21 protein-coding genes are annotated in these 24,323 nt (G+C 72.3%); 12 read left to right on the forward strand and 9 right to left on the reverse strand.

Annotated elements, in window-relative coordinates:
- Nucleotides 1-21 precede the first annotated feature (21 nt).
- The 4 genes from I2501_RS37360 to I2501_RS37375 all read right to left on the reverse strand — a co-directional run bounded on the left by I2501_RS37360 (nucleotide 22) and on the right by I2501_RS37375 (nucleotide 4,854).
- Complete coding sequence (locus I2501_RS37360) at nucleotides 22-921, reverse strand: carbohydrate ABC transporter permease (RefSeq protein ID WP_196198546.1); 900 nt, start codon at nucleotides 919-921, stop codon at nucleotides 22-24.
- A complete protein-coding gene (locus I2501_RS37365; protein WP_328806872.1) occupies nucleotides 918-1,943 on the reverse strand; it encodes a carbohydrate ABC transporter permease in 1,026 nt (341 codons plus the stop codon). Before I2501_RS37365 ends, I2501_RS37360 begins: the two co-directional genes overlap by 4 nt.
- 124 nt (nucleotides 1,944-2,067) lie before the next feature.
- Entirely contained in the window at nucleotides 2,068-3,414 is a 1,347-nt protein-coding gene (locus tag I2501_RS37370; protein WP_196198547.1) for an ABC transporter substrate-binding protein, read from the reverse strand.
- A gap of 210 nt (nucleotides 3,415-3,624) precedes the next feature.
- Nucleotides 3,625-4,854 (reverse strand): ROK family protein, encoded by a 1,230-nt coding sequence (locus tag I2501_RS37375; RefSeq protein WP_196198548.1) that lies wholly within the window; start codon nucleotides 4,852-4,854, stop codon nucleotides 3,625-3,627.
- Between the two features lie 297 nt (nucleotides 4,855-5,151).
- Here I2501_RS37375 and I2501_RS37380 point away from each other — a divergent pair, with 297 nt between their 5' ends.
- Both I2501_RS37380 and I2501_RS37385 read left to right on the forward strand, forming a co-directional pair.
- Entirely contained in the window at nucleotides 5,152-6,297 is a 1,146-nt protein-coding gene (locus I2501_RS37380; protein ID WP_196198549.1) for a hypothetical protein, read from the forward strand.
- Nucleotides 6,278-7,576: a KamA family radical SAM protein gene (locus I2501_RS37385; protein WP_196198550.1), complete on the forward strand. Its 1,299-nt coding sequence runs from the start codon at nucleotides 6,278-6,280 to the stop codon at nucleotides 7,574-7,576. Before I2501_RS37380 ends, I2501_RS37385 begins: the two co-directional genes overlap by 20 nt.
- An 18-nt stretch (nucleotides 7,577-7,594) precedes the next feature.
- On the opposite strand, the gene I2501_RS37390 is transcribed toward I2501_RS37385, so the two are convergent.
- The 3 genes from I2501_RS37390 to I2501_RS37400 all read right to left on the reverse strand — a co-directional run bounded on the left by I2501_RS37390 (nucleotide 7,595) and on the right by I2501_RS37400 (nucleotide 9,355).
- A complete protein-coding gene (locus tag I2501_RS37390) occupies nucleotides 7,595-8,269 on the reverse strand; it encodes a thiaminase II/PqqC family protein (RefSeq protein ID WP_196198551.1) in 675 nt (224 codons plus the stop codon).
- A gap of 168 nt (nucleotides 8,270-8,437) precedes the next feature.
- A complete protein-coding gene (locus tag I2501_RS37395) occupies nucleotides 8,438-8,656 on the reverse strand; it encodes a hypothetical protein (protein ID WP_196198552.1) in 219 nt (72 codons plus the stop codon).
- Nucleotides 8,657-8,785: 129 nt separating this feature from the next.
- Nucleotides 8,786-9,355: a hypothetical protein gene (locus tag I2501_RS37400; protein WP_196198553.1), complete on the reverse strand. Its 570-nt coding sequence runs from the start codon at nucleotides 9,353-9,355 to the stop codon at nucleotides 8,786-8,788.
- A gap of 256 nt (nucleotides 9,356-9,611) precedes the next feature.
- Between I2501_RS37400 and I2501_RS37405 the strand changes: the two genes are divergently transcribed.
- The 8 genes from I2501_RS37405 to I2501_RS37440 all read left to right on the forward strand — a co-directional run bounded on the left by I2501_RS37405 (nucleotide 9,612) and on the right by I2501_RS37440 (nucleotide 18,521).
- Nucleotides 9,612-10,199, forward strand: a complete 588-nt coding sequence (locus I2501_RS37405) for a hypothetical protein (protein ID WP_196198554.1) — start codon at nucleotides 9,612-9,614, stop codon at nucleotides 10,197-10,199.
- A gap of 280 nt (nucleotides 10,200-10,479) precedes the next feature.
- Nucleotides 10,480-11,049 (forward strand): (2Fe-2S)-binding protein, encoded by a 570-nt coding sequence (locus tag I2501_RS37410; protein ID WP_236047972.1) that lies wholly within the window; start codon nucleotides 10,480-10,482, stop codon nucleotides 11,047-11,049.
- On the forward strand, nucleotides 11,046-13,505 hold the full coding sequence (locus tag I2501_RS37415) for a xanthine dehydrogenase family protein molybdopterin-binding subunit (protein ID WP_196198555.1): 2,460 nt from the start codon (nucleotides 11,046-11,048) through the stop codon (nucleotides 13,503-13,505). The genes I2501_RS37410 and I2501_RS37415 overlap by 4 nt, the downstream gene beginning before the upstream one ends.
- Nucleotides 13,502-14,389, forward strand: coding sequence for an FAD binding domain-containing protein (locus I2501_RS37420; protein ID WP_196198556.1), 888 nt, complete (start codon nucleotides 13,502-13,504; stop codon nucleotides 14,387-14,389). The genes I2501_RS37415 and I2501_RS37420 overlap by 4 nt, the downstream gene beginning before the upstream one ends.
- A gap of 17 nt (nucleotides 14,390-14,406) precedes the next feature.
- On the forward strand, nucleotides 14,407-15,432 hold the full coding sequence (locus I2501_RS37425; protein WP_196198557.1) for an AAA family ATPase: 1,026 nt from the start codon (nucleotides 14,407-14,409) through the stop codon (nucleotides 15,430-15,432).
- A 62-nt stretch (nucleotides 15,433-15,494) separates the two neighbouring features.
- Nucleotides 15,495-16,676, forward strand: coding sequence for a vWA domain-containing protein (locus I2501_RS37430; RefSeq protein ID WP_196198558.1), 1,182 nt, complete (start codon nucleotides 15,495-15,497; stop codon nucleotides 16,674-16,676).
- Nucleotides 16,669-17,814 (forward strand): XdhC family protein, encoded by a 1,146-nt coding sequence (locus tag I2501_RS37435; protein WP_196198559.1) that lies wholly within the window; start codon nucleotides 16,669-16,671, stop codon nucleotides 17,812-17,814. The genes I2501_RS37430 and I2501_RS37435 overlap by 8 nt, the downstream gene beginning before the upstream one ends.
- Nucleotides 17,815-17,816: 2 nt before the next feature.
- Nucleotides 17,817-18,521, forward strand: a complete 705-nt coding sequence (locus I2501_RS37440) for an SRPBCC family protein (protein WP_196198560.1) — start codon at nucleotides 17,817-17,819, stop codon at nucleotides 18,519-18,521.
- Between the two features lie 19 nt (nucleotides 18,522-18,540).
- Here the strand turns inward: I2501_RS37440 and I2501_RS37445 are convergent, their stop codons facing one another.
- Nucleotides 18,541-20,133 (reverse strand): PucR family transcriptional regulator, encoded by a 1,593-nt coding sequence (locus I2501_RS37445; protein WP_196198561.1) that lies wholly within the window; start codon nucleotides 20,131-20,133, stop codon nucleotides 18,541-18,543.
- 183 nt (nucleotides 20,134-20,316) lie between these two features.
- On the opposite strand from I2501_RS37445, the gene I2501_RS37450 reads away from it, so the two are divergent.
- Nucleotides 20,317-21,834 (forward strand): sodium:solute symporter, encoded by a 1,518-nt coding sequence (locus tag I2501_RS37450; protein ID WP_196198562.1) that lies wholly within the window; start codon nucleotides 20,317-20,319, stop codon nucleotides 21,832-21,834.
- Nucleotides 21,835-21,902: 68 nt separating this feature from the next.
- Entirely contained in the window at nucleotides 21,903-23,642 is a 1,740-nt protein-coding gene (locus I2501_RS37455) for a thiamine pyrophosphate-binding protein (RefSeq protein ID WP_196198563.1), read from the forward strand.
- Nucleotides 23,643-23,672: 30 nt separating this feature from the next.
- Here I2501_RS37455 and I2501_RS37460 read toward each other — a convergent pair whose 3' ends face one another.
- Nucleotides 23,673-24,320 (reverse strand): hypothetical protein, encoded by a 648-nt coding sequence (locus tag I2501_RS37460; RefSeq protein ID WP_196198564.1) that lies wholly within the window; start codon nucleotides 24,318-24,320, stop codon nucleotides 23,673-23,675.
- Nucleotides 24,321-24,323 lie beyond the last annotated feature (3 nt).

Genomic DNA, 24,323 nt, shown 5'->3' on the forward strand with positions numbered 1-24,323 from the left:
CGGGTGTGTGAAGGGGGTGGGTCAGCCCTTGACGGCGCCGGCGGTCAGGCCGGAGACGACGGCGCGCCGGAAGATCAGCACCAGCAGCGCGATCGGCAGCATGGCCACCGTCGCCGCGGCGAAGATCGTGCCGTAGGGGGTGGTGAACTGCCCGCCGAAGAGCGCGATGCCGACCGGGATGGTGCGGTGCTGGTCGTCGTTGTTGAGCGTCAGCGCGATCAGGAACTCGGTCCAGCAGGCGACGAAGGTGAACACCCCGGCGGTGAACAGGCCCGGCTTGGCCTGCGGCAGGATCACGCTGACGACGGTCCGCATCGGGCTCGCGCCGTCCATCCAGGCGACCTCCTCCATCTCCTTGGGGATCGCCAGCATGTAGTTGCGGATGATCCAGATGGAGAACGGCAGGTTGAGCGCGGTGTAGACGACGATCAGGCCCTGGTAGGAGTTGAGCCACCCGGCGTCCCGCATCAGCAGGTAGAGCGGCGCGGCCAGCGCCACGGTCGGGAAGAGCGAGATCATCAGCAGCGCGGTCATCACCGACGACTTGCCGCGCAGCGGCAGCCGCGCGAGCGCGTACCCGGCACCCGTGCCCAGGCCCAGCACGAGCACGGTCGAGATGACAGTGACCACCGCCGAGTTCACGATGTAGGTGGCGAAGTGGTAGTTGCTGAACGCGTTGCTGTAGTTGGAGAAGGTCGGCTGATGCGGGATCAGCGTCGGGTGGGCGGCGCCGACGTCGGTGGTGGACTTCAGCGAGGTGGCCACCAGCCAGTACAGCGGCGCGGCGACGAACGCCGCGACCAGCAGGGCGGCGAGGTTGGTCCCGTTGACGATCCTCCGCCAGCCGCCCGGCCTGCGGTTCACCACCACGGGGCGAGCAACGGTCGGGGTCGGCTCGGTGCTGGAACGGACGGCGCTCATACGGTCTCCTCCTGACCGACCTGGGCCCGGAAGACCTTGAGGAACAGCAGACAGCCGACCAGCACGATCGCCGCCGTGGTGGTCGCCACAGCAGCGCCGGGGCCGAACTTGAGGTCCTGGAACATGACCCGCCAGCCCAGCATGGCCAGCGACTCGGTCGAGGTTCCCGGTCCGCCCTGGGTCAGCACGAAGGGCAGGTCGAAGAGCCCGAACGCCTGCAGGATGCGGAACATCACGGCGATGGCCAGTGTCGGCCGCAGCAGCGGCAGGCGCACCCGCCAGAAGATCGTCCAGGCGTTGGCCCCGTCGATCCGGGCTGCCTCGACGACGTCGCCGGGCAGCATGACCAGGCCCGCGAGGACGATGATGGCGACGAACGGCGTCGTCTTCCACACGTCGGCGACGCCCATGGCCACGGTCGCGTCCACCGGCGTGCCCAGCAGGTTGACGTCGTGTCCGGCGATCGGCGCGAGGATCTGGTCGACCAGGCCGTAGACGCCGTTGTAGAGGTAGGACCACAGTTCCGCCGAGACGACGGTGATCATCGCCCAGGGCAGCAGGAGCAGCGCCATCAGCCAGCCGCGTCCGACCTTGAGCCGCTCCAGGACCAGCGCGATCGCCGTGCCGAGGACCATCTCCACCGCGACCGTGCCGACCGTGTAGACCACGGTGAACCACAGGTCGTGCTGCCAACGCGGGGAGCCCACCACCAGCGAGAAGTTGGAGCCGGTGAAGCCCGACAGCTGGAAGCCGTTGGCCGTCACGTTGACGTTGCTGAGGCTCATCACGACCGAGAAGACGATCGGGAAGATCGTCACGGCCGCGACCACGAGCAGCGCGGGGCTGGCGAACAGCCACCCGAGGCGGGCGTAGCGGCGCTCCAGCACCGAGGTCTTGCGGCGCTGCCGCGTCCTCTGCCCCGCCGTGGCCCTGGGCCGCGCGCTCGCGGGGACTGCGTCTTCGGTCAGGGTGGCGGAGGGCGGCGTCGGCGGCCCTGCCGCCTGGGAGTCGTCGGTGGTCACGGGGCACCTGCCTTGGCTGGAACGGGATGGCCTGCGGGACCCGGCCGTGGGACGGGACGGAGTGGAGCGGGCGCAACTGCCGCCCCACGGCCGGGCTTCGGTTCCTGGATGTGGTGCCCGGTTCCTACAGGCCGCCACCGCCGATGGCCGTCCCGATGGCCTTGTCCGCGGCCGACAGCGCCGAGGACGGGGAGGTCGAGCCGGACAGCGCCGCGTTGATGTTGCTGTAGACGCTCTGGCTGACCTGCGCGTACGCGGCCACGTCGGACGGGCGCGTCACCAGCTTGTTCTTGGCCGCGACCGGGAACGCCGGGTTGGCGGACTGGACGCTCGGGTCGGCGAGGACGCTGGCGACCGTCGGGATCTCGCCGCCCTGGACCGCGATGATCTTCTGGGCGTCGGGGCTGGCCATCCACTTCACGAACGCGATGTCCGCGGCCAGGTTCTTGCTGTGCGGGTTGACGTAGAGGTTCCAGCCGCCGGTGACCGAGTAGCCGGGACCGGTCTGGCCCGCGAAGGTCGGCAGGTTGGTGATGCCGACGTTGCCCGCGATCTTCGAGGAGGCCGGGCTGTTGGAGTCGGCGTACGCGTAGGTCCAGTTGCGCAGGAAGGCGTCCTGGCCGGAGGTGAACAGCTGCTCCGACTGCTGCTCCTGGAAGGTGGTGACCGCCGCCGGGGCGACGCCGCTGCTGATCAGGCCGCGCATGTAGTTCAGCGCCTTCAGCGAGGCGGCCGAGTTGATCTCCGACTTGGTGGCCCCGGAGTCGACGATCTGGCCGCCGGCGTCCGCGTCGAACTCGGTCCAGTCACAGGTCAGGCCCTCGTAGGAGGCGAACTGGGCGGCGAAGCCGTACTTGACCAGGCCCTGCTTCTGCAACTGGGCGGCCTCGGACTGCAGTTGCTCCCAGGTCGTCGGGACCGGCAGGTGCGCCTTGGCCAGCAGGTCCTTGCGGTAGAAGAGGAAGGAGTTGTCCGTGAAGAGCGGCACGGCCATCGTCTGGCCCTGGTACTTCAGGCCGTTGACCAGTCCGGGCGAGAAGGTCTGCCAGAAGCTGGACGGCAGGTAGCTGTCCAGCGGCAGGGCGAGCCCGGCCTTGCCGAACTGCGCGGGCCAGACCACGTCGCCGTTGTAGACGTCGAAGCTGGAGGAGCCGCCGGAGATCTGGGTCGTCAGCGTGGAGCGGTAGGCGTCGGTGTCGCTCGGGGCCTGCTCCAGGTTGACCGTGATGCCCGGGTTGGCCTTCTCGAAGGCCGCGATCAGCGTCTTGCGGACGTCAGTCCCGGTCGGGCCGAACTGGTTGGCGAACCAGGTGATCGTGCCCTTCGCGGGACCCGACGCCGAGGGCAGCGCTCCCCCGGTCGAGCCGGAACCGCCGGAGCTGGAACTGCAGGCCGTGACCGCGAGCAGGAAAGCCGTCGCTCCCAGGGCCGTTGTCACGGTGCGTACTCGATTGCGGGAACTGCTGGACATGCGTGACGCTCCTCACGGTGGTGATCAGCATCGACACCCGAATGGATCCCGATTGCTGTACGTAGTCGGAGTTCTGACGAGTGATCGAACGGCCGGGTCTGGCAGGCAGGTGACAATAGGGGAGCCGTGGAGTGAGGACAAGAAGTCCGGAAGGTCGGAATCGGTTCGGAATCGGGGACAGGGTTAGGTGGATAGGTCGATGACGGATCATCAGGACAGGGTCGCCTTGATGACCAGGCAGGCGGCGCCGCGCGCCCACAGGTCGTCGGTCACGGGGTCGACTTGGACGGTGCAGTCGCGGGCGGCGCTGGAGAACGCGTGCCGCTCCAGCGCGGCGGTCATCGCCGGTCCGAAGAGGTCGAATGCCGTCACGCCCTCCCCGACCAGGATCACCTTCTGCAGGCCGAGCAGGTTCAACAGCCCGGCCACTCCTCGGCCCAGCGCCTCGCCCGCGGCGGCGAACGCGTCCCGTGCGGCCTCCCCGGCCTCGGCCGAGCTGCCCGGTGGCTGCCTGGCGAGCGCCATCGCGGCGTCGATGTCGACGTAGCCCGGATCGCCCGTCGCGCCGCGCAGTCGGCGCAGCACCGCACCGGAGGAGGCCAGCGCCTCCAGGCAGCCGCGCGCGCCGCAGGTGCACTCCGGACCGGCCGGGTCGACCGGGAGGTGTCCGAACTCCCCTGCCATGCCGGTGAATCCGGTGTAGAGGGAGCCACCGAGCAGCAACCCGCACCCCACGCCGGAACCGACGGTGACCACGGCGAAGTTCTCGACGTCGCGACCCTCGCCGAACCACTGCTCGGCCACCACCAGCGCGTTGACGTCGTTGCCGACCGCGACCGGGAGCCCGGTCGCGTCCATCAGCGGACCGGCGACGTCCACGTCGTCCCACTCCATCAACGCGGAGCGGCGGCACACTCCGGTGCGCGGATCGACGTGTCCGCCCATGCCGACGCCGACGCCCAGCAGCCGCTCGGCCGCGTCCGGCACCTCGCCGGTCAGCTCCACGACAAGGTCCGTGATGAGGTCAACTGCGGTCTGCAGTACGGCCTTCGGGCTCCTCTCGTCGAGGGGGCGCTCGGCGCGGGCGAGGACCTGGGCGGCCATGTCGGTGAGCACCGCCGCCACATGCGTCGGAGCGATCTTGATGCCCACCGCGAGATGCCGCTCGGCGTTGACGTGCAGCAGCCGCTTGGGGCGACCGACCGCCGCCGTCTCGGGAGGGGTCTCGCGCAGGTAGCCCTCCTCGATCAGCGGAGCGAGCACCCGCGTCACCGTGGCGGCGGACAGGTTGAGTTGGGCGGCGAGCGCCGTCCGTGACATCGGACCGGCCGTCAGCACCCGGGCGAAGACCTCGGCCCTGGTCGGAGTGTCCGTCAGTTCCGTGACCCGCACGCGCGGTGGGGGCGCGGGCCTGGCCGGCGGGCGCTGCACGAAGGTCACGGCCGGACTCCCCTCCTCTGCTCCGGTGCGGCAGACAAGAACTATCCGCACCGACTTGCGTTTCGCTCGGGTGACGAGAGTGTGTCCGGTCATCTTTTCTTGCGTCAAGAAAGTTACTCGGGGCGTTATCCAGCCGATACCGATACCCCGTCCGCCCCGGCCGCCCGTCGCGCCGCCGCTCGCTGACGTGAAGGTCCGGAAAGCACTTCGGCCCCGGTGCATGCCTCCATCGAGCGGGGGTACCAATGCCGTACTGGTTTCGGGCTACGGGGGTGGCGGGTGTTCGGGGACAGCCGCGTGCGTCGGGGCGTACTGCTGATCTGCGCGGCAGTGGGCCTCTGCGTCGGCCTGTGTATCTGGTTCGCCCAGGGCCTGCCGGACTTCCGGCAGAACCTGCTGCTGAACCTGGCCCCCGAGCTGCTGACCACGATCGTGACGCTGCTGGTCATCCAGCCGATCCTGACCCGGCTGGAGGAGGAACGCGTCCGCGAGCACCTGCGGTTGGACTACCCGTCGTTCTGCGACAAGGTGGCCCACACCCAGGACATCGTCTGCGTGCTGGACACCTTCTCGTACCTGCTCTCCGGCAACAACGCCGACCGGTTCGCCGACGCCGCGTGCAGCGCGATCGGACGCGGCGCGACGGTCCGCGTCATGCTGCTGGATCCCGACTCGCTGGCCGCGCGGCAGCGTTCGCACGAGCTCAGCGCGGACGTGCGCCGCGAGATCATGCGGAACCTGCGCGACCTGCGGCAGCTGGAGGAGCGGCTGCCGGCCGAGCGCCGGGACCAGCTCCAGGTCCGCGTCTACACCAACGCGCCCTCCATCCAGCTGTACCGGTGCGGTGAGCGGATGATGGTGAGCTTCTACCCCGTGGACCGGCTCTCCGGCGAGGGACAGCAGCTGGAGGTGCGGATCACCACCCCGCTGGGCGCCTTCGTCTCCGAACGCTTCGCCGAGTTGTGGACCCGCTCCCGGCCGGTCGAGGAGGTCCTGACCAAGCAGGTGCGGTTCCTCGACAGCGACGGCGCGGGCGGCGACGGAGGCGCACGGGAGCCGCTGCGGCTGGAGTACGTCGACAGCGACGGCGACCTGATCCTCAGCGATCGGCGTCTGGTCGTGGAACTCGCCCGGCACCGCGACGGGCCGGTGCACGTCACGGTGGGCGACCGGCCGGAGCGGATCTTCCGGCTGGAGCTGGTCGATATTGCGGAGACCGACTCACTGGCCCGACTCCGCGCGGCCTTCGTCGACAAGTACGGTGACAAGTACGGCGAGGAGGCCGAGGTCTTCGTCCGGCTGGACGAGATCCGCCCGAGCCGGTCTGAACCGGAGGTATCAGGGGTAACAGGAGTAACAGCGGTACCTGCAGGGGCAACGCAATCGAGCAGTGACAGAGGTTCAGTACGTGGCGGTGCAGAACGTGGCAGTGCAGAACGGTGATCGTCCAGTCTTCCGGGCACTTGCCCTCCCCCACCTCGACGCGCTGCTCGCGCGCGCCGGGCTGGACGACCAGGACCGGCTGCGCGCCCGGGCCGTGGCCGAGGTGCTGCCCTTCCGGACCAACTCCTACGTGGTCGACGAGCTGATCGACTGGCGGGCCGCCCCTGACGACCCCATCTACCGTCTGGTCTTCCCGCAGCCGGACATGCTGCCGCGCGCCGACGTCGACCGCATCGCCACGATGCTGCGCGAGGGCGCGCCCGCCGACCGGCTCCGCGCGGACGTGCACGAGCTGCGGCTGCGCCTCAACCCGCACCCCAGCGGCCAGCGCGACCTCAACACCCCGATGCTGGACGGCGTTCCGACCGAGGGCATGCAGCACAAGTACGCGGAGACGCTGCTCTTCTTCCCACGTCAGGGCCAGACCTGTCACGCCTACTGCTCGTACTGCTTCCGCTGGCCGCAGTTCGTGGGCGAGCCGGACCTGAAGATGGCCAGCGGCGACGCGGAGGCGCTGCGGTCGTACGTGGCCTCGCATCCGGAGCTCACCAGCGTCCTGATCACCGGCGGCGACCCGCTCATCATGAGCAGCTCGGTCCTGGCCCGCTACGTCGAGCCGCTGCTGGACATCCCGCACCTGGAGTCGGTCCGGATCGGCACCAAGGCGCTCTCGTACTGGCCGCACCGGGTGCTGACCGACCCGGACGCCGACGGCCTGCTGCGCCTGTTCGAGCGGGTGGTGCAGAGCGGGCGCAACCTGGCGCTGATGGCCCACTACTCTCACCCGCGCGAGCTCGAGACCGCCGTGGCCGAGCAGGCGCTGCGGCGGGTGCAGTCCACCGGCGCGGTGGTGCGCTGCCAGGCCCCGCTGATCCGCGGCGTCAACGACCGGGCCGAGGACTGGGCCGTCATGTGGCGCAGGCTGGTCGCCCTCGGCGCCGTCCCGTACTACATGTTCGTCGAGCGGGACACCGGCCCGCAGGACTACTTCGCCGTGCCGCTCGGCCGCGCCTACGACCTCTTCCGCGAGGCGTACGCGCAGATCTCCGGGCTGGCCCGGACCGTGCGCGGGCCGATCATGTCGGCGACGCCGGGCAAGGTGCAGGTCGACGGGGTGGCCGACGTGGCCGGTCAGCGGGCATTCGTCCTCCACTACGTCCAGGCCCGCGACCCGGAGCTCGTCGGCCGCCCGTTCTTCGCGGCCTACGACCCGGACGCCCGCTGGCTCACCGACCTCAAGCCCCTCGACGGCGCGGGCGCTCTCCTCGGGCTGAGCTGACGCTCCGTCGTATTGTGGTCATGAGGCCAGGTCGGCCAGGGTGTTCCAGAACATGAGCTCGTAGCTCTGGAGCATCCGGCCGTACTCCAGCACGTCGCCGTCGGCACGCGCTTGGGTTTGGGCCTGACCCTGAGCGACCACGGCGAGCGCGCGGGCGTCGGCCTCCGGGTCGGGTGCGGCGAAGAAGTCGAAGAAGGCGCAAGCGCGGTCACCGAACCCGTACCGGTTGCGGAGCGCGTCCGCGACGGTGGCGCAGTAGCCGCCCCACGCGGCGAAGTTGGCGGTCAGCGCGAGGACCACCCCGGTCGGCTCGCCGTTGAGCGCGAGCCAGGCCAGATAGGCGGGGTACGCCTGGCACCCGGCCAGCGGCGGCTGGGCGCGCAGCCTCTCGTCGTCGGCCAGCCCGCACGCGGCGGCGAAGGGCGCCAGCAGCTCCAGCGCCTGGCTCTCGCCCGCGGCGAGCTCCGCGAAGTAGGCCCCACCCGGCGAGTCCGCGCACCTGGCCGCCAGCAGCAGGAAGCTGCGCCGGTCGCTGGCGATGATTCGCCGCTGCTGGGCGGCGAGCGCGGCCAGCACGTCCGGCGGCGCGCTGCCGTCCGCGATCCGCCCGATCAGCCGGTTCTCGTCGGCGCGCGGCGCCAGCTCCGCGCGTACACGGGCCAGCAGGTCCGCGGCGTCCTGTGCCGTCGTCATGGCTGCACCACTCCCCCTCGGTTCCCCTCGATTCCTGTTGTATGTGTACGTATCACGCCGGACCGACAGCGCGCGGCGAGACGCGCGCACGGGGTGTGCCCGGGGGCGCGCCCGAGGGTGTGCCCTGGGCCGCATGCGCGGCAGTAGGCAGGCGGGTCAGGGCCGGCCTCACGGGGCGTCCTGACGTGGGGTTGGTAGGAGCAGGCGGCGGCGACGCGGGGCGACGGAGTGGGCGGCGACGAGCCGGTCCCACTCCGGATCCGGGCTTCCCGGCACCATGCGGCCGACCGCCGCCCAGGACGCGGCGATCGCGTTGAACAGGGGCGTGTCGCTCGACCGCGCGGCGCTGTTCGACGCACGCCGCGGAAACGGTTCCGCAGGAGTCACGTCCGGGTCAACGAACCGGGTCGCCCCGCGGCACGCCCGGTCAGCCGCGCGAGCGAGCGCGCCGCGCGCCAGCGGAGCGCGCCAGGCCCGCGTGCGCGCCCGGAGTCAGCCTCGAACTCGGCATCGGAGTCAGCCCTGCTGCTCGACGGCCTGCCGCACGTCCCGCGTCAACTTTCCGATGACGTCAGGGCCGGTCCCGAACACCATCTGCTGATGGTCGGGCTTCGGGTAGTACGAGACGCTGCCCATCGTGGTGGCCGTCATCCAGCTGCACAGCGTGCTCTCGGTCGCGAGATCGCCGTTCTGCAACACCTCCGACGCGCAGCCCGCGGCACCACCGTGGGGTCCGGGGTCGACCGGCATCGAGTTCGTGGTGATCCGGTCCCCCGCGCCGTCCTCCGTGAACTTCGGCGCCACGTTGACCAGTGTCGTCAGCTTCGCCGGGTCGAACCCGGAGCCGTTGTAGCCCGCGACGATGACGTAGACGTCGTACTGCGGATCGTCGTAGACCGCGACGAGGGGCGTCCCGCCGGTGACGCCGAGCGGTGCGGCGTCCTGCTGAAGGGTGGAGTTGATCTTCGCCATCGCATCGCTCGGGAGGGTCGTCTGCCGGAGGCCCACCACCGTGCTCGGCATCCGCAAGGTCCAGCCTGCCGAGCCGGTTGAACCGGTCGTGGTGCCGGCCGTGGTGGCCGCCACGCCGGCAGTTTTCGCCGTACCCGTCCGATTCACCGCTGGCGGCGACGCGCACGCACTCACAGCGAGCAGGAGCGCGCCCGCCGACATCCCTATGACCGTCTTCTTCGTCCGCAGCATGGGTTCACCCTGCCGTGCCAACGCGATTCCCTGTCGCGAGATTTGCTAACGGCCCCCATCAGCACTGCTAAGCCGGTTGTGCAGGCTCTAGGGTGGACGAACCGTCATGTACGCAGAGGTACGCGAGGGAGCCGCCGTCATGGACCTGCACAATCCCGCGCCCGTCACCGTCGACCAGGTGGTGCAGGCCCTGTCCGTGCTGGGTCAGGAGGTCGTCGCGGACCCCGAGTACCGGCCCGACGGCCCGACCCGGGACGACCTGCCGGAGCTGCTCGGCGGCCTGCTCGGCCGGGTCGAGTTCGAGGTGGCCACGGCCGTCGACCCCAACGAGGATCCGCCGCACGCCATGTCCGAGCTCCAGGACGGCTGGCGCACCGAGAGCGAAAATCCCGATGTCCACCGGGCAGTCCTGGTCAACCGCCTGCACCGGACGGCCTTCGACATCGGCGCCGCGCTGGGCGCGGACGACGCGACCTCGGACCAGGAGGTCGTCGGCGAGGTCGACGGCGACGAGGAGGACGAGGCGGTCGGCCCGCCCGGCGTGGCGGGCGCGGCGGTCTGCGCGCTCGCGGCGGCGGATCTGCTCGCGGCGCAGGCCGCGGTGGACGACGGCCGCGCCCGCACGGCCCATCACGCGCTGGACTCGGTCGAGGGCTTCCTCGCGCAGGCGCTGCTCACCGCACACTTGCTGCGGTTGCAGCTGAGGGCGGAGGAGGAAGAGGGGTAGCACTCGCTCCCGCCGGTAGTTGCAACCACCCAGGGGCGCGGGGCTCTGCTGATGTGCGGCTCCGCCGCGTGGGCGCGACAAGCCACCCACGCAGGTAGAGCACCGAACGAGCAGGGCCATCCGCATGTCAGTGGTTTCTCGCGCCGTTCCCCGCGCCCCTGAGGAGCTGCAACTGAACGCTGTCGGGCAGGGCTGCGGGCGGCGGCCTAGTGTAGAGATACCGCCGGATTTCTGCCGTTTCGGGCCCTGGGTCGCAGGACCCGATCGCTCAGGAGGGCAGATGGCCACAACTCCGATGCCCCGGGCGTCCTCGGCCCGGATCCATGTGAACGTCGACGGCGTGGACCACCTGGACGAGGTGGAGCCGCGCCTGCTGCTGATCCACTACCTGCGTGACCGGCTGGGCCGGACCGGAACGCCGATCGGGTGCGACACCGGCAACTGCGGTGCCTGCACCGTCGATCTCGACGGTGTGACCGTCAAGAGCTGCCAGCTGCTCGCCGTCCAGGCGGACGGCTGCCGGGTCACCACGATCCAGGGGCTGGCCGGTCAGGACGGTGCTTGGCACCCCCTGCAGAAGGCGTTCCACGAGCAGCACGCGCTGCAGTGCGGCTACTGCACACCCGGGATGATCATGGCGGCGCGCGACCTCCTCAGGGAGACCCCGGACCCGACCCCGGAGCAGGTCCGGGACGCGTTGGAGGGCAACCTCTGCCGCTGCACCGGCTACCAGAACATCGTCCGCGCCGTGCTCGCCGCCGCGGCCGAGCTGCGTCGCCAGGGCGCGCCCGAACCGCGTGGCGCGGGCGCGGACCTGCCGCGGGCAAGCGGTCAGGAGGCGGTGACATGACCGACCAGCTCACCGGTCCCCCAGCCGGACCTGACGCCGTCCGCGAGGTCGGCCGCGCGCGGACCCGCAAGGAGGACGCGCGGTTGGTGACCGGGCAGACCACCTGGACCGACAACCTGTCCGCGCCCGGCCTGCTGCACGTGGCGATCCTGCGCAGCCCGATGGCCCACGCCCGGATCACCCGCGTCGACGCGACCCCGGCGCTGGAGCGCGAGGGCGTCGTCGCCGTGTTCACCGGCCGCGACCTGGCCGAGGGGCTCGGCTCGCTGCCCTGCGCCTGGCAGGTGACGGAGGACATGGTCCTGCCCGACCACCCGCCGCTCGCCGTCGACGAGGTGCGCTACGTCGGCGACCCGGTCGCGGTCGTCGTCGCCCGCGACCGCTACGCGGCGGCGGACGCGCTGGAGGACGTCTGGGTGGACTACGAGCCGCTGCCGCCGGTGCTGGACCTGGAGGCGGCCCTCGCCGAGGGCGCGCCGCTGGTGCACGCCGACAAGGGGACCAACCACTGCTACACCTGGCCGCTGACCTCCGGCGACTACGCGGCCGCGCGGGCGGCGGCCGACATCGTCGTACGCCGCCGCCACCACCAGCAACGGCTGATCCCCAACGCGATGGAGCCGCGCGCCTGCCTGGTCGTGCCGGTCCCCGCCACCGGCGAGTACACCCTCTACTCCTCCACCCAGATCCCGCACATCGTGCGGATCATGATGGCGCTGACCACCGGCATCCCGGAGCAGAAGCTCCGCGTGGTCGCCCCGGACGTGGGCGGCGGCTTCGGCTCGAAGCTGCAGGTGTACGGCGAGGACGCGATCATGCTGGCGCTGGCCCGCGCGTTGGGGCAGCCGGTCAAGTGGACCGAGTCCCGCTCGGAGAGCTACCAGGCGCAGCACCACGGGCGCGGCCAGATCCAGGACATCGAGCTCGCCGCGACACGTGACGGGCGGCTGTTGGGCATGAAGGCCGAGATCCTCGCCGACATGGGCGCCTACCTGATGATCATCACTCCGGGCACGCCGCTGCTGGGCGCGTTCATGTACCCGGGCATCTACAAGATGGACGCCTACGACTTCCGGTGCACGGGCGTCTTCACCACCCGGACCCCGACCGACGCCTACCGTGGCGCGGGCCGTCCGGAGGCGACCTTCGCGATCGAGCGGACCATGGACGAGCTCGCCGCCGAGCTGGGCATGGACCCGCTGGAGCTGAGGCGGCGCAACTGGATCCGGCACGAGGAGTTCCCCTTCACCACGATCGCGGGCCTGACCTACGACAGCGGCGACTACGAGACCGCGACCGACCGCGCGCTCGCGCTCTTCGGCTACGAGGACCTGCGTGCCGAGCAGCGCGCCCGCAACGCGAACGCGGAGACAAGCGCCGACCCCGTCCGCCTCGGCATCGGGATCTCCACCTACACCGAGATGTGCGGCCTGGCCCCGAGTAGGGTCCTCGGCTCGCTGCGCTACGCGGCGGGCGGCTGGGAGGCGGCGTCGATCCGGGTGCTGGCGACGGGCAAGGTCGAGGTGATCACCGGCACCAGCCCGCACGGCCAGGGCCATGTGACGGCGTGGAGCCAGATCGCCGCCGACGCGCTGGGCGTGCCGTTCGAGGACGTCGAGGTGATGCACGGCGACACCCGCGTCTCGCCGCAGGGCATGGACACCTACGGTTCGCGCTCGCTGGTCATCGGCGGGATCGCGGTGCACGAGGCCGCGGTCAAGGTCGTCGCCAAGGCGCGGAAGCTGGCGGCGCACCTGCTGGAGGCGAGCGAGGACGACCTCGACTTCGAAGGCGGCGTCTTCACGGTACGCGGCTCCCCGGAGGCACAGAAGTCCATCCAGGAGGTGGCCTTCGCCGCGTTCGCCGCGCACGACCTGCCGGAGGGCATGGAGCCGACGCTCAACGCGGAGCACCTGGTCGACCCGGGGAACTTCTCCTTCCCGCACGGCACCCACCTCTGCGCGGTCGAGGTCGACACCGAGACGGGCGCGGTCGCGATCCGCTCGTACGTCTGCGTCGACGACGTCGGACGGGTCGTCAACCCGATGATCGTCGAGGGCCAGGTGCACGGCGGAGTCGCGCAGGGCATCGCGCAGGCGCTCTACGAGGAGGCCGTCTACGACGAGGCGGGCAACCTGGTCTCCGGCACGCTGGCGGACTACCTGGTCCCGGCCGCGCCGGACCTGCCCGACCTGGTCACCGACCGGACCGAGACCCCGGCGACGTCCAATCCGCTCGGCGTCAAGGGCGTCGGCGAGGCGGGCACCATCGCCGCCACCCCGGCCGTGGTCAACGCGATCATTGACGCGCTGCGCCCGCTCGGTGTCCGCGACGTGCGGATGCCCTGCACGCCGGAGCGCATCTGGCGGGCCGTCAGGGACGCTGCCGCAGACGGTGACCGGAGGGGCGACCGGAGGGGCGACCGGAAGGGCGACCGGAAGGAGGACGCGCCGTGATCCCCGCGAAGTTCGACTACGCGCGCCCGCAGACCGAGGAGGAGGCCGTCCGGGTCCTGGCCGAGGCCGGACCGGAGGCGAAGGTGCTGGCCGGCGGCCAGAGCCTGATGCCGATGCTGCGCCTGCGGCTCTCCTTCCCCGAACTCCTCGTCGACGTCGGCGGCGTCGAGTCGATGCGCGGCGTCCGCGAGGAGGGCCGGGAACTGATCGTCGGCGCGATGACGACGCATCACGACGTCGTCCGCGACCCGCGCGTGCGGATGCACGCCGGGCTGCTGGCCCAGGCCGCCGCGACCGTCGCGGACCCGGCGGTGCGCCATCGCGGCACGCTCGGCGGCTCGCTCGCCCACGCGGACCCGGCCGGTGACCTCCCGGCGGTCTGCCTCGCGCTGGACGCGACCATGGTCGCGCTCGGCCCGCATGGCTACCGCACCCTCCCGGCGGCGGAGTTCTTCGTCGACTACCTCCAGACGGCCCTGCGGCCGGACGAGTTGCTCACCGAGATCCGGCTGCCGATGCTCGGCGACTGGGGTTTCCACTACGAGAAGTTCCACCGCACCGCGCAGGCCTGGGCGGTGGTCGGCGTCGCGGCGGCGGTGCGCCTGGAACCTGGCGGACGGGACGGCGGCGGAATCGCCGAAGCGCGGATCGGCCTGGTCAACATGGGCCCACGGCCGATGCGCGCGCACCTGACCGAGACGGCGCTCGCGGGCGCCGCCGCGACAGAGGAGGCGATCGGGCGCGCCGCGACCATGGCCGCCGAAGGCGCGCATCCGCCGACGGACCTGAACGGCTCCGCCGAGTACCGCGAGCACCTGGCCCGCGTGCTGACCCGCCGCGCCGTCCTGGCCGCCGCCGGGGACGCCGCGGCCGGGACGCTCTGAGGCGGGCGGGCACACGGATGGGGACGGCGGCGGGCGCGGGCGCGGGCTCCGAGCGGCGAGCTGAGGGGCAGCGCAGCGGAGCCGAAGCGGAGCGCGACCAAGGACTCGGCGACCGGAGCGAACCGGCGAGCCCGCAGGCGCTGCGGGCCCAGCTGGAGGAGACCGGCTACCTCGTCGACGAGGGCCTGGCCGTCGCCTGCTTCCTGGCCGTGCGCCTGCACCGTCCGATCTTCTGCGAGGGCGACGCCGGCACGGGCAAGACCGCGCTGGCCACAGCCCTCGCCCAGGCGCTCGACGCGCCGCTGATCCGACTCCAGTGCTACGAGGGCATCGACGCCGCCCAAGCACTCTACGACTGGGACTTCCCACGGCAGTTGCTGCACCTCAAGGTCGCCGAGGCGGGTGGCGCGGGCGGCGCGAGCGACACCGCCGCGCTGGAGGAGCAGCTCTACAGCCCGCGCTTCCTCATCGCGCGTCCGCTGCTGCGCGCGTTGGAGACATGGCCGTCGGTGCTGCTGGTCGACGAGATCGACCGCGCGGACGAGGAGTTCGAGGCGCTGCTGCTGGAGCTGCTGTCGGAGTGGACGGTGACCATCCCGGAGTTGGGCACGCTGCGCGGCGAACGGCCTCCGATCGTGGTGCTGACGTCCAACCGGACGCGTGAGGTGCACGACGCGCTGAAGCGGCGCTGCCTCTACCACTGGTTCGACCACCCCGACTTCGCCCGCGAGGTCGCCATCGTCCGGCGACGGCTGCCGGAGGTGACGGAACGCCTGGCCGTCGAAGTCACCCGCGCCGTCCGGGCGTTGCGCGCCCGCGACCTGCTCAAGCCGCCCGGCGTGGCCGAGACCCTGGACTGGGCTGAGGCGCTGCACACGCTGGGCGCGACAGCGCTGGACGCGGAGTTGGCGACGGCGACGCTGGGCGCGGTGCTCAAGTACCACGAGGACATCGAGCAGGCGCGCGGCCTCGACCTGACGGCGCTCCTGGCCGGGGTGGCCTCGGGCACGGCGTCCGGCACGGCGCCGGGCGGTGCGTCGTGAGCGGCTTGGTCGAGACGGTCGACCCGCCGCCGTCCTCCTCCGCTGCCCCATCACAGTCCCCTGTGATCAGCGCCGACGAGGCCGCGACCGTCGCGGTCGGGTTCGTCCGGACGCTGCGGGCGGCCGGGGCGGACGTCACCCCCGAGCAGGTGCGCGGATTCCTGGGCGCGCTGGACGTCCTCGGACCGGCGCTGCGGCGGGATGTGTACTGGGCGGGACGGCTCATGCTCTGCGGCGACCGGGACGACCTGGACCGCTACGACCGCGTCTTCTCGGCCTACTTCGGCGTGCGGCCGCGCGGCGTGGACGGCCGCCGCCCGCTGCCGCTGCGCCCACGGCCGCGGCTTTCCGTCGGCGTCGAGCCGGTCGGCGAGGGTGAGCCCTCACCCGCCGCCGACCGGCCGCTCGCCGCGCTGGCCGGCTCGGCGGAGGTGCTCCGGCATCGCGACATCGCGGCCATGACCGCTGCCGAACGCGCCCAACTGCGCCGTCTGCTCGCCGCATTCACACTCGGCGGCGAGACCCGCCGCACCGCGCGCCGCCGCCCGTCACGCCACGCCCGGGGCGAGGTGGACGTCCGGCGCACCATGCGGGACCTGCTGCGCCACGGCGGCGAACCGGTCCGCCTGCTGCGCCGCAACCGCGTGCGCTCGCCGCGCCGCGTCGTGCTGCTGGTCGACGTCAGCGGGTCGATGACCCCCTACGCCGACGCGCTGCTGCGCTTCGCCCATGCCGCCAGCGCCGCCCCCGCCGCTCGTGCCGCTCGTGCCGCGCGCACTGCCAGGGTCAGCGGCGGCTCACCCGCGCGGACCGAAGTCTTCACGCTCGGAACCCGACTCACCCGCGTCACCAGCTGCCTGACGCACCGTCAACCTGACCTTGCCATGGCCTCACTCAGCCACGCCGTGCCCGACTGGAGCGGCGGGACGCGGCTCGGGGAGACGCTGCAGGCATTCCTGCACGGCTGGGGCCGGCGCGGGATGGCCCGGGGAGCGGTGGTGGTGCTGCTCTCCGACGGCTGGGAACGCGGCGACCCGGCCGTCCTGGCGGCGCAGATGCAGCGGCTGCACCGGCTCGCGCACCGGGTCGTCTGGGCCAACCCCCGCAAGGCGCACCCCGGTTACGCGCCGCTCGCGGCGGGCATGGCGGCGGCGCTGCCCAGTGTGGACGTCTTCGTCGAGGGGCACAGCCTCGCGGCCCTGGAGCACCTGGCCGCCGTGGTGAGAGGAGCGGCAGATGCGTGAGATCCTGCCCGCGCTGCGGCGCTGGTACGCGGCGGGCGCGGAGTTCGGGCTGGCCACGGTCGTCGGGGTGACCCGCAGCGCGCCGCGTGCGCCGGGCGCGGCGATGGCGGTCGGCCCGGACGACGAGGTCGTCGGCAGCGTCTCGGGCGGCTGCGTCGAGGGCGCGGTCTTCGAGCTGGCGCAGGAGGTCGTCCGCACCGGCCGGGCCCGGCTGGAGACCTTCGGCTACAGCGACGACGACGCCTTCGCCGTCGGGCTGACCTGCGGCGGTGAGATCACCCTGCTGGTCCGGCCGGTCTCGGCCACGCTGGAACCCGCGTTCGGCGCGGTGGCCGAGTCCGTGACCGAGCAACAGCCGGTCGCGGTCGCCTCCGTCCTTGCCTCACCCGACGACACCGCCGTCGGCTCGGTGCTCGCCGTCTGGCCGGACCGGGTCGAGGGGTCGCTTGGCGCCGAGGGCCTGGACGCCGCCGTCACCGCCGACGCGCGCGGCGAGCTGGCCCAGGGCATGACCGCGCAGCGCCACTACGGCCCGAACGGCGAGCGCCGGATGGACCGGGTGACCGTCTTCCTCCAGTCGTTCGCTCCCCCGCCGCGCCTGCTGGTCTTCGGCGCGATCGACTTCGCGGCGGCCGTCGCGGACCTCGGCGCGTTCCTCGGCTACCGGGTGACGGTCTGCGACGCCCGCCCGGTCTTCGCCACCGCGCGCCGGTTCCCGCCGCAGGTGGAGGTGGTCGTCGACTGGCCGCACCGCTATCTGGAGTCGATCGCGGAGACCGAGGTCAGCCGCTCGACGGCGATCTGCGTGCTCACCCACGACCCGAAGTTCGACGTCCCGCTGCTGGAGGTCGCGCTCCGCACACCCGCCGCGTACATCGGCGTCATGGGCAGCCGCCGCACCCACGAGGACCGGCTGGCCCGGCTGCGCGAGGCGGGCGTCGACGAGGCCGCGCTGGCCCGCCTGCGTGCGCCCATCGGCCTGGACCTGGGCGCGCGGACGCCCGAGGAGGTGGCGGTCTCGATCGCGGCGGAGATCGTCTCCACTCGCTGGGGCGGCACCGGCACCGCTCTCTCCGCCACGACCGGCGCGGTCCACCGCCCGGTCCCGGCGAACGTGCCGACGAGCGCGAGGAGTTGACCATGCAGCTGCACCATGTGACGACCGTCCCCGCTCCCACGGACGACGTGTGGCGCGCGCTCGGCCAGATCGAGGACCTGGCGCCGTGCCTGCCCGGAGCAGCCGTCGACCACGTGGACCGCGCCGATCACGACACCGTCTACGGCTCGATGACGGTCAAGGTCGGCCCGATCACCGTCGCCTACCGGGGCCGCGCCGTCGTCGACGAGCGCGACGACGCGCACCACCGCGTGCTCGTCCACGCCTCGGGCCGCGAACAGCGCGGCGCGGGTACGGCGCAGGCGACGCTGGTCGTCGCGGTCCACGAGCGGTCACCGGGCACGACGGAGTTGGACGTCGACACCGACCTGACCATCACCGGCCGCCCCGCCCAGTTCGGACGCGGCGTCATGGCCGACATCGGCGACCGTGTCATCGCCGAGTTCGCCGACCGGCTGTCGGCGCAACTCGCCTCCGCGACCGCTGCTCCGCCACCCGCCGAAGCCTCTGCACAGACGACCGCAGAGCCCACAGCAGAGGCCGAGCCCGAAGTCGCGACCGAGGCCGAGCCCGCGCCGCCTCCCGTTCCCGGCAGCGACGAAGCTCTCGACCTCGGCCCGATCCTGCTTCCCGTCGTCCGGCGTGCGGCGCTGCTCGCGGCGTTCGCACTGGCGCTCGCGGTCGTGGAGCGCCTGGTGCGCCGCAGACTCGCACGCACACGGCGCTGACGGCCGTAGATACCAGCCCCTACGCCCGTCCCAGCCAGCGCAGGGCGAACCAGAGCTCCATCCGGGTCCCCGGATCGTCCAGGTCCGCGTCGAGAAGCGCGGCGACGCGAGCGACGCGCTGGCGGACGGTGTTGCGGTGGATGCCGAGGGCCACAGCCGTACGGTCCCAACTGCCGTGCGTGGACAGCCAACCGTGCAGGGTCTCCAGCAGGACGTCGGCTCCCGGCGGCCCGGCCGACAGCAGCGGCGCGAGCAGGTTCCTGGCCTGCGTCCGGGCCTCGTCGGGGTCGACCAGGGAGTGCACGCCCGCCTCGTCCCGAGGGTGACGGACCGTCCGACGGTCGGTGGCCAGCGCGCGGTGCAGGGCGCGCTCGGCCTGCGCAGCCGCCGCGCGCAGGTCCTCGGTCCCGGCCGGTGCGCTCACGCCGAGGGTCCAGCCGAGCCGGACGGCGTCGGGGAAGTCCCCCGCGTCGCCCGACTCCGGCAGCGGGATCACCGCGCGCAGGGAGTCTCCGTCGACCTCCAGGTAGGAGGTGCCGAGCGCCGTGCCGAGCGCCGCCAGGTGGACACGTGCCGACCGCGCCGAACCGTCCGCCCGCGCGGCGGACCGACGCCCGGCGACCACCAACCAGCGTGACGCCGCCGCGTCGCCCGACGGGTGGAGCAGCGGGGCGAGTTCCTCCGCTCCCGCTCCCAGCAGGGCGCGCAGCAGGGCTCCGGCCGCGGACTCGTCGGTACCGAGCGCGTGACGCGGGCCGGTCAGCAGGGAGAGCAGGACGACGCCCATCCCGGCGACGGACCGGTCCACCGACGTCTGACGGCCCACGGTGACCAGTGCCAACTGGAGCGCGCCGCTGCTCTCCGCGCCGCTGCCTTCTGCGCCCGGCACGGTGTGCAGGATGAGCTGCGCCTCGCCCACGTGCTCGACGGCCGCCTCCGGGACGCGGCTCCCTGCGGCGCGGACGCGTCCCCGCGCACGGGCGAGCGCGAGCAGACGCTGCCGCGCCCCGTCGCCGGGCTGTGCGCCGCAGGCGACGAGCTCGTGCCCGTCGCCGTCGAGCAGCGCCGTCCAGGCCCCGAGGTGCGCGGCCAACTGCCGCAGCACCGCCTCGACGGCATCGGGCCGTGCCGCTGCCGCGGCGAGGTCGGACTGGGCGCGCGACATCCGGCGCAGCTCCCGGCTGCGGGCCTCGGCCATGGCGAGGTGGACCACGCGGGAGAGCGCGACGAACGGCGTCTCGGGCGGCACCAGCAGCAGCGGCAGCCCCCAGCGGTCGCAGGCGGCGAGCAGTTCCTGCGGCACCTCGTCGTGGACCGGAGCGAGGCCGAAGCCGAGCGCCGCCACTCGCGCGCGCACGAGGCGCTCCACATAGGCGTCCAACTCGGCCTGCCCGGTGCCGAGATGGCGTCCCGCCGTCAGCAGCAGCTCGCCGCCCAGCAGGTACCGGCTGGGATCCTCCCACTCCGAGGTGTGCACCATCGCGACCTCGCGGTCCTCGACCGGCCCGGCCACCTGGCGCACGCCGAGCCCGGCGTCGGACAGGACGACCTCCAGCGGGACCGCCGTCAGTCCGGCGAGCACAGGCGAGTCAGCCAGGGAATCAGCCGGCATGCCAGGCCCCTTCCGGGTCGATGTCGCGGGCGAGCCTGTGTGCAGATCGTCCACCAGAGCACGTGGGAATGGAGGAAACCTACACTTCCTGGCTGCTCGGCGGCAGCCCTAGGTTCTTCCGCAGACCCCCAACACCCCCACAGCTGGACCGCCACCCCCCAGGCGGTCGGATCGGAGGCCTGCATGGCTGTCGACTACGTGGTGATCGTCGCCTATCTGGTCGGAATCATCGGCGTCGGCTGGTGGGGCAGACGCCGTGCCCGGTCCAGGAGCGACTTCCTGGTGGCCGGGCGCCGCCTCGGCCCGACCATGTACACCGGGACGATGGCCGCCGTGGTCCTCGGCGGGGCATCCACCATCGGCGGCGTCCGCCTCGGCTACACCTACGGGATCTCCGGCGCGTGGATGGTCTTCGCCATCGGACTCGGCCTGCTGGCCCTGAGCGTCTTCTTCTCCGGCCGGATCGCCCGGCTGAAGGTCTACACCGTCGCCGAGATGCTGTCGCTGCGCTACGGCGACGCGGCCAGCGTGATCTCCGGCGTGGTGATGTGGATGTACACGCTGATGCTCGCGGTGACCTCCACCATCGCCTACGCCAGCGTCTTCGACGTGCTCTTCGACATCCCGCGCTGGGCCGCCATCGTCATCGGCGGCGCGATCGTCGTGGGCTACTCGGCGCTCGGCGGCATGTGGTCGATCACCCTGACGGACATGGTCCAGTTCGTCGTCAAGAGCGTCGGCGTGCTCCTGCTCCTGCTGCCCCTGGCCGTGGTCAAGGCGGGCGGCTTCGGGCGGATGGAGGCGCGACTGCCGCACGGGTTCTTCTCCCCCACCTCGATCGGCGGGCAGACGATCTTCACCTACGTGCTGATCTACACCTTCGGCATGCTGATCGGCCAGGACATCTGGCAGCGCGTGTTCACCGCCCGCAGCGACAAGGTCGCGTCCTTCGGCGGCACGGTGGCGGGCGTCTACTGCCTCGTCTACGCGCTCGCCGGAGCGGTGATCGGGACCGCGACCAGGGCGCTCTACCCCACCCTGCCCGGCGCGGACAGCGCCTTCGCGACCATCGTCAAGAACGCCCTGCCGTCCGGGGTCAAGGGCCTGGTGCTGGCCGCGGCGCTGTCGGCGATGATGTCCACCGCGAGCGGAGCGCTGATCGCCTCCGCGACCGTGGCTGAGAACGACATCTGGCGCCGCGTCAGCCGACGCCGCGAGGCCCGCCGGGCGGACGGAACGGCCGTCGCGGAGCGGGACAAGGTGCGGGACGAGGTGCGCTCCAACCGCGTCTTCATCCTCGTCCTGGGCGTCGCCGCGACCGTCATCGCCTGCCTGCTCAGCGACGTCGTCTCCGCCCTGACCGTCGCCTACAACCTGCTGGTCGGCGGCCTGCTGGTGCCGATCCTGGGCGGCCTGGTGTGGCGGCGCGGCAACCTCCAGGGAGCGCTGGCCTCCATCGTCGTGGGCGGCTGCACGGTGATCGTGCTGATGGCCACCAAGGGCGTGCTCGCCAACGAGCCGATCTACTACGGCCTCGGCATCAGCCTGCTCGCGTACGTCGTGGTCAGCCTGCTGACGCCGGCTCCGGACGCGGCACGACTGGAAGCCTGGCGGCTGCGCCTCGCCGGACAGCCCACGCCCGGCACCGACGGACCGGCGACGACCGGCGACGGCCGACCCGCTGCGGCGCCCGCCGTCTGATCCCGCCGCGCACCTCGGCAGGACCACACCGCGTACTCGCGAACACCGTTACTGCGAAAGGAACCTGAGTGAGCACCACCGGATCGCGCGGCACCACCACCCCGTCGCGCGCCGCGCGCTTCGGCGGCGACCTGGTCGTCGAGTCCCTGGCCGCGCTCGGCGCGGACAGCGTGCTCGGCCTGCCGGGACAGCACGCCCTCGGCCTCTTCGACGCCCTCGGCCGCAGCCGACTGCGCTACCTGGGCCTGCGGGTCGAGAACAACGCCGGTTTCGCCGCCGACGGCTTCGCCCGACTCCGTGGGACCGTGGCACCGCTGCTGCTCTCCACCGGCCCGGGCGCGCTGACCTCGCTGGCGGCGCTCCAGGAGGCGGCGGCCGCGTCCGCCCCGGTGCTGGCGATCAGCAGCCAGATCCCCTCCGCCGGGCTCGGCGGCCGACGCCGCGGCTACCTGCACGAACTCGTGGACCAGCAGGCGAGTTTCCGGGACGTGGTGAAGTCCGTCCACACCCCGCGCAGCGCTTCGCAGATCCCCTCCGCGATCGCGGCGGCGTGGGAGTCGGCGCTGACCGTGCCGTACGGCCCGGTCTGGGTGGAGATCCCGCAGGACGTGCTGCTTGCGCCGACGGACGTGCCGCCGGTGCGCGACCTGCGGGCCGAGCCCCGGGCCGTGCAGCCGCGAGCCGAGCTGGTCGCCGAGGCCGCCGCGCTGCTCGCCGCGGCCGAGCGGCCCGCGATCCTGGCTGGTGGCGGCGTGGTGCGGGCCGGAGCGTGCGAACAGCTGCGGGAGCTCGCGGAGTTGCTGCGCGCTCCGGTCGCGTGCACGTTCGGCGGCAAGGGCGCCTTCCCGTGGGAACACCCGCTCTCGCTGCAGTCCTGGTTGGAGGACCGGCACACGACCGAGTTCCTCGAGGACGCGGATGTGCTGCTGGTCGTCGGCTCCGGTCTCGGCGAACTGTCCAGCAACTACCGCACGTTCGCTCCGCGCGGCCGGATCGTGCAGATCGAGGCCGACGCGGGCAAGCTGGAATCCAACCATCCGGCCTTCGGCATCCACGCGGACGCCGCCCTCGCCCTGTCGGCCCTGTGCCGGGCGGTCCCCCAACGCCCCGCCGACGGCCGGGCGGAGGCGCGGACGGCCGGACTGCTCAAGCAGGTGCGCGAGCGGATCGACAGCCAGGGGCTGGAGTTGGAGCAACAGGTCCTGGCCGCCGTACGCGACGCGCTTCCGGACGAGTCACCGGCGTTCTTCGACATGACGATCCTCGGCTACTGGGCCTGGTCGGCCTGGGACGCGCGGCGGCCGGGTGCCATGCAGTCCGCCCAGGGCGCGGGCGGCCTCGGTTACGCCTACCCGGCCGCGCTCGGCGCGGCCTGGGCGCTGAACCCCGACGCGACCGGTGCGGCGCAGGGCGAGTCGTCGCAGGGCGGCGAGGTGCGGGCCGGTTCACCGCAACGCCCCGTGCTGGCCGTCTCGGGCGACGGCGGCGCGATGTACTCCCTCGCCGAGCTGGCCACCGCACGCCAGCACGACCTCCCGGTCACCTGGCTGATCGTGGACGACGGCGGCTACGGCATCCTGCGCGAGTACATGACCGACTCGTTCGGCGCGGCCACCGGCACCGAGCTGACCCGTCCGGACTTCGTCCGCCTCGCGGAGTCCTTCGGCGTACCGGCTGTGGCGACCTCACCCGAGCGACTCGGCGAGGACCTGGCCGCGGCTTTGTCCACGCCCGGGCCGTCCGTGGTGGTCCTGCCCGCCATTCTGCGCATGTTCGCGCCGACGCACCTGGGCCACCCGGACAGCTGACCTTCGCCCGAGTCCGAGAGGAGGCCGAGTTCAGAGGCGCGAACTGGCGGCGGAGTCCTGCCCCGGGTCCCCGAGGGCCGATCGGCTCCCACCGTAGGACGCGATCAACGCATCCGCGACGGCCGACGCGTCCGCGTCGGCCACGTCCGCCGGGTACTCCGGCAGCAGGTCGTCCCAGACCGGGAGCCACGACCCGTACAGCTGTGCCTGGCCCTCGGGCCGGGCGAAGAACCAGATGTGCAGATGTGCGGCGCCGTCTCCGATCCGGTAGACGTGCGCGCGGGACACGTGCGGAAGCGCCTGCACGTGACGGACGATGTGGGTGGTCAACACCCCCAGCTCGGCGGCGAGTTCGTCGGAAAGATCGGCCATGTCGCAGTGCTCGCGCGGGTACAGCATCAGCACCAGCGGCACGCCGACCCCCGGAATCCTGGCCAGTCGCCAACGCTCGTCGAACCAGACGCCTTCGTCCCGCGCGCGGCAGTCGCCGCAGTCGGAAGGGTCCTCTCCGTGCCGGTCGGGCTCGGGCAGGACCGGCGGGCGCAGCGACGAGACCCGCAGCCCGTCCTGCTCGAAGGGACTGATGCCCCAACCGGTCATCCGCGCCAACGGAAGCCGGCCCTCGCTGTCCGCGGCGGTGCGGGCGCGGTCGTAGAACTCTTCAGGTCTCAAAGCCATGAT

It is taken from the genome of Streptacidiphilus fuscans (genome assembly GCF_015690355.1).
Lineage (GTDB): Bacteria > Actinomycetota > Actinomycetes > Streptomycetales > Streptomycetaceae > Streptacidiphilus > Streptacidiphilus fuscans.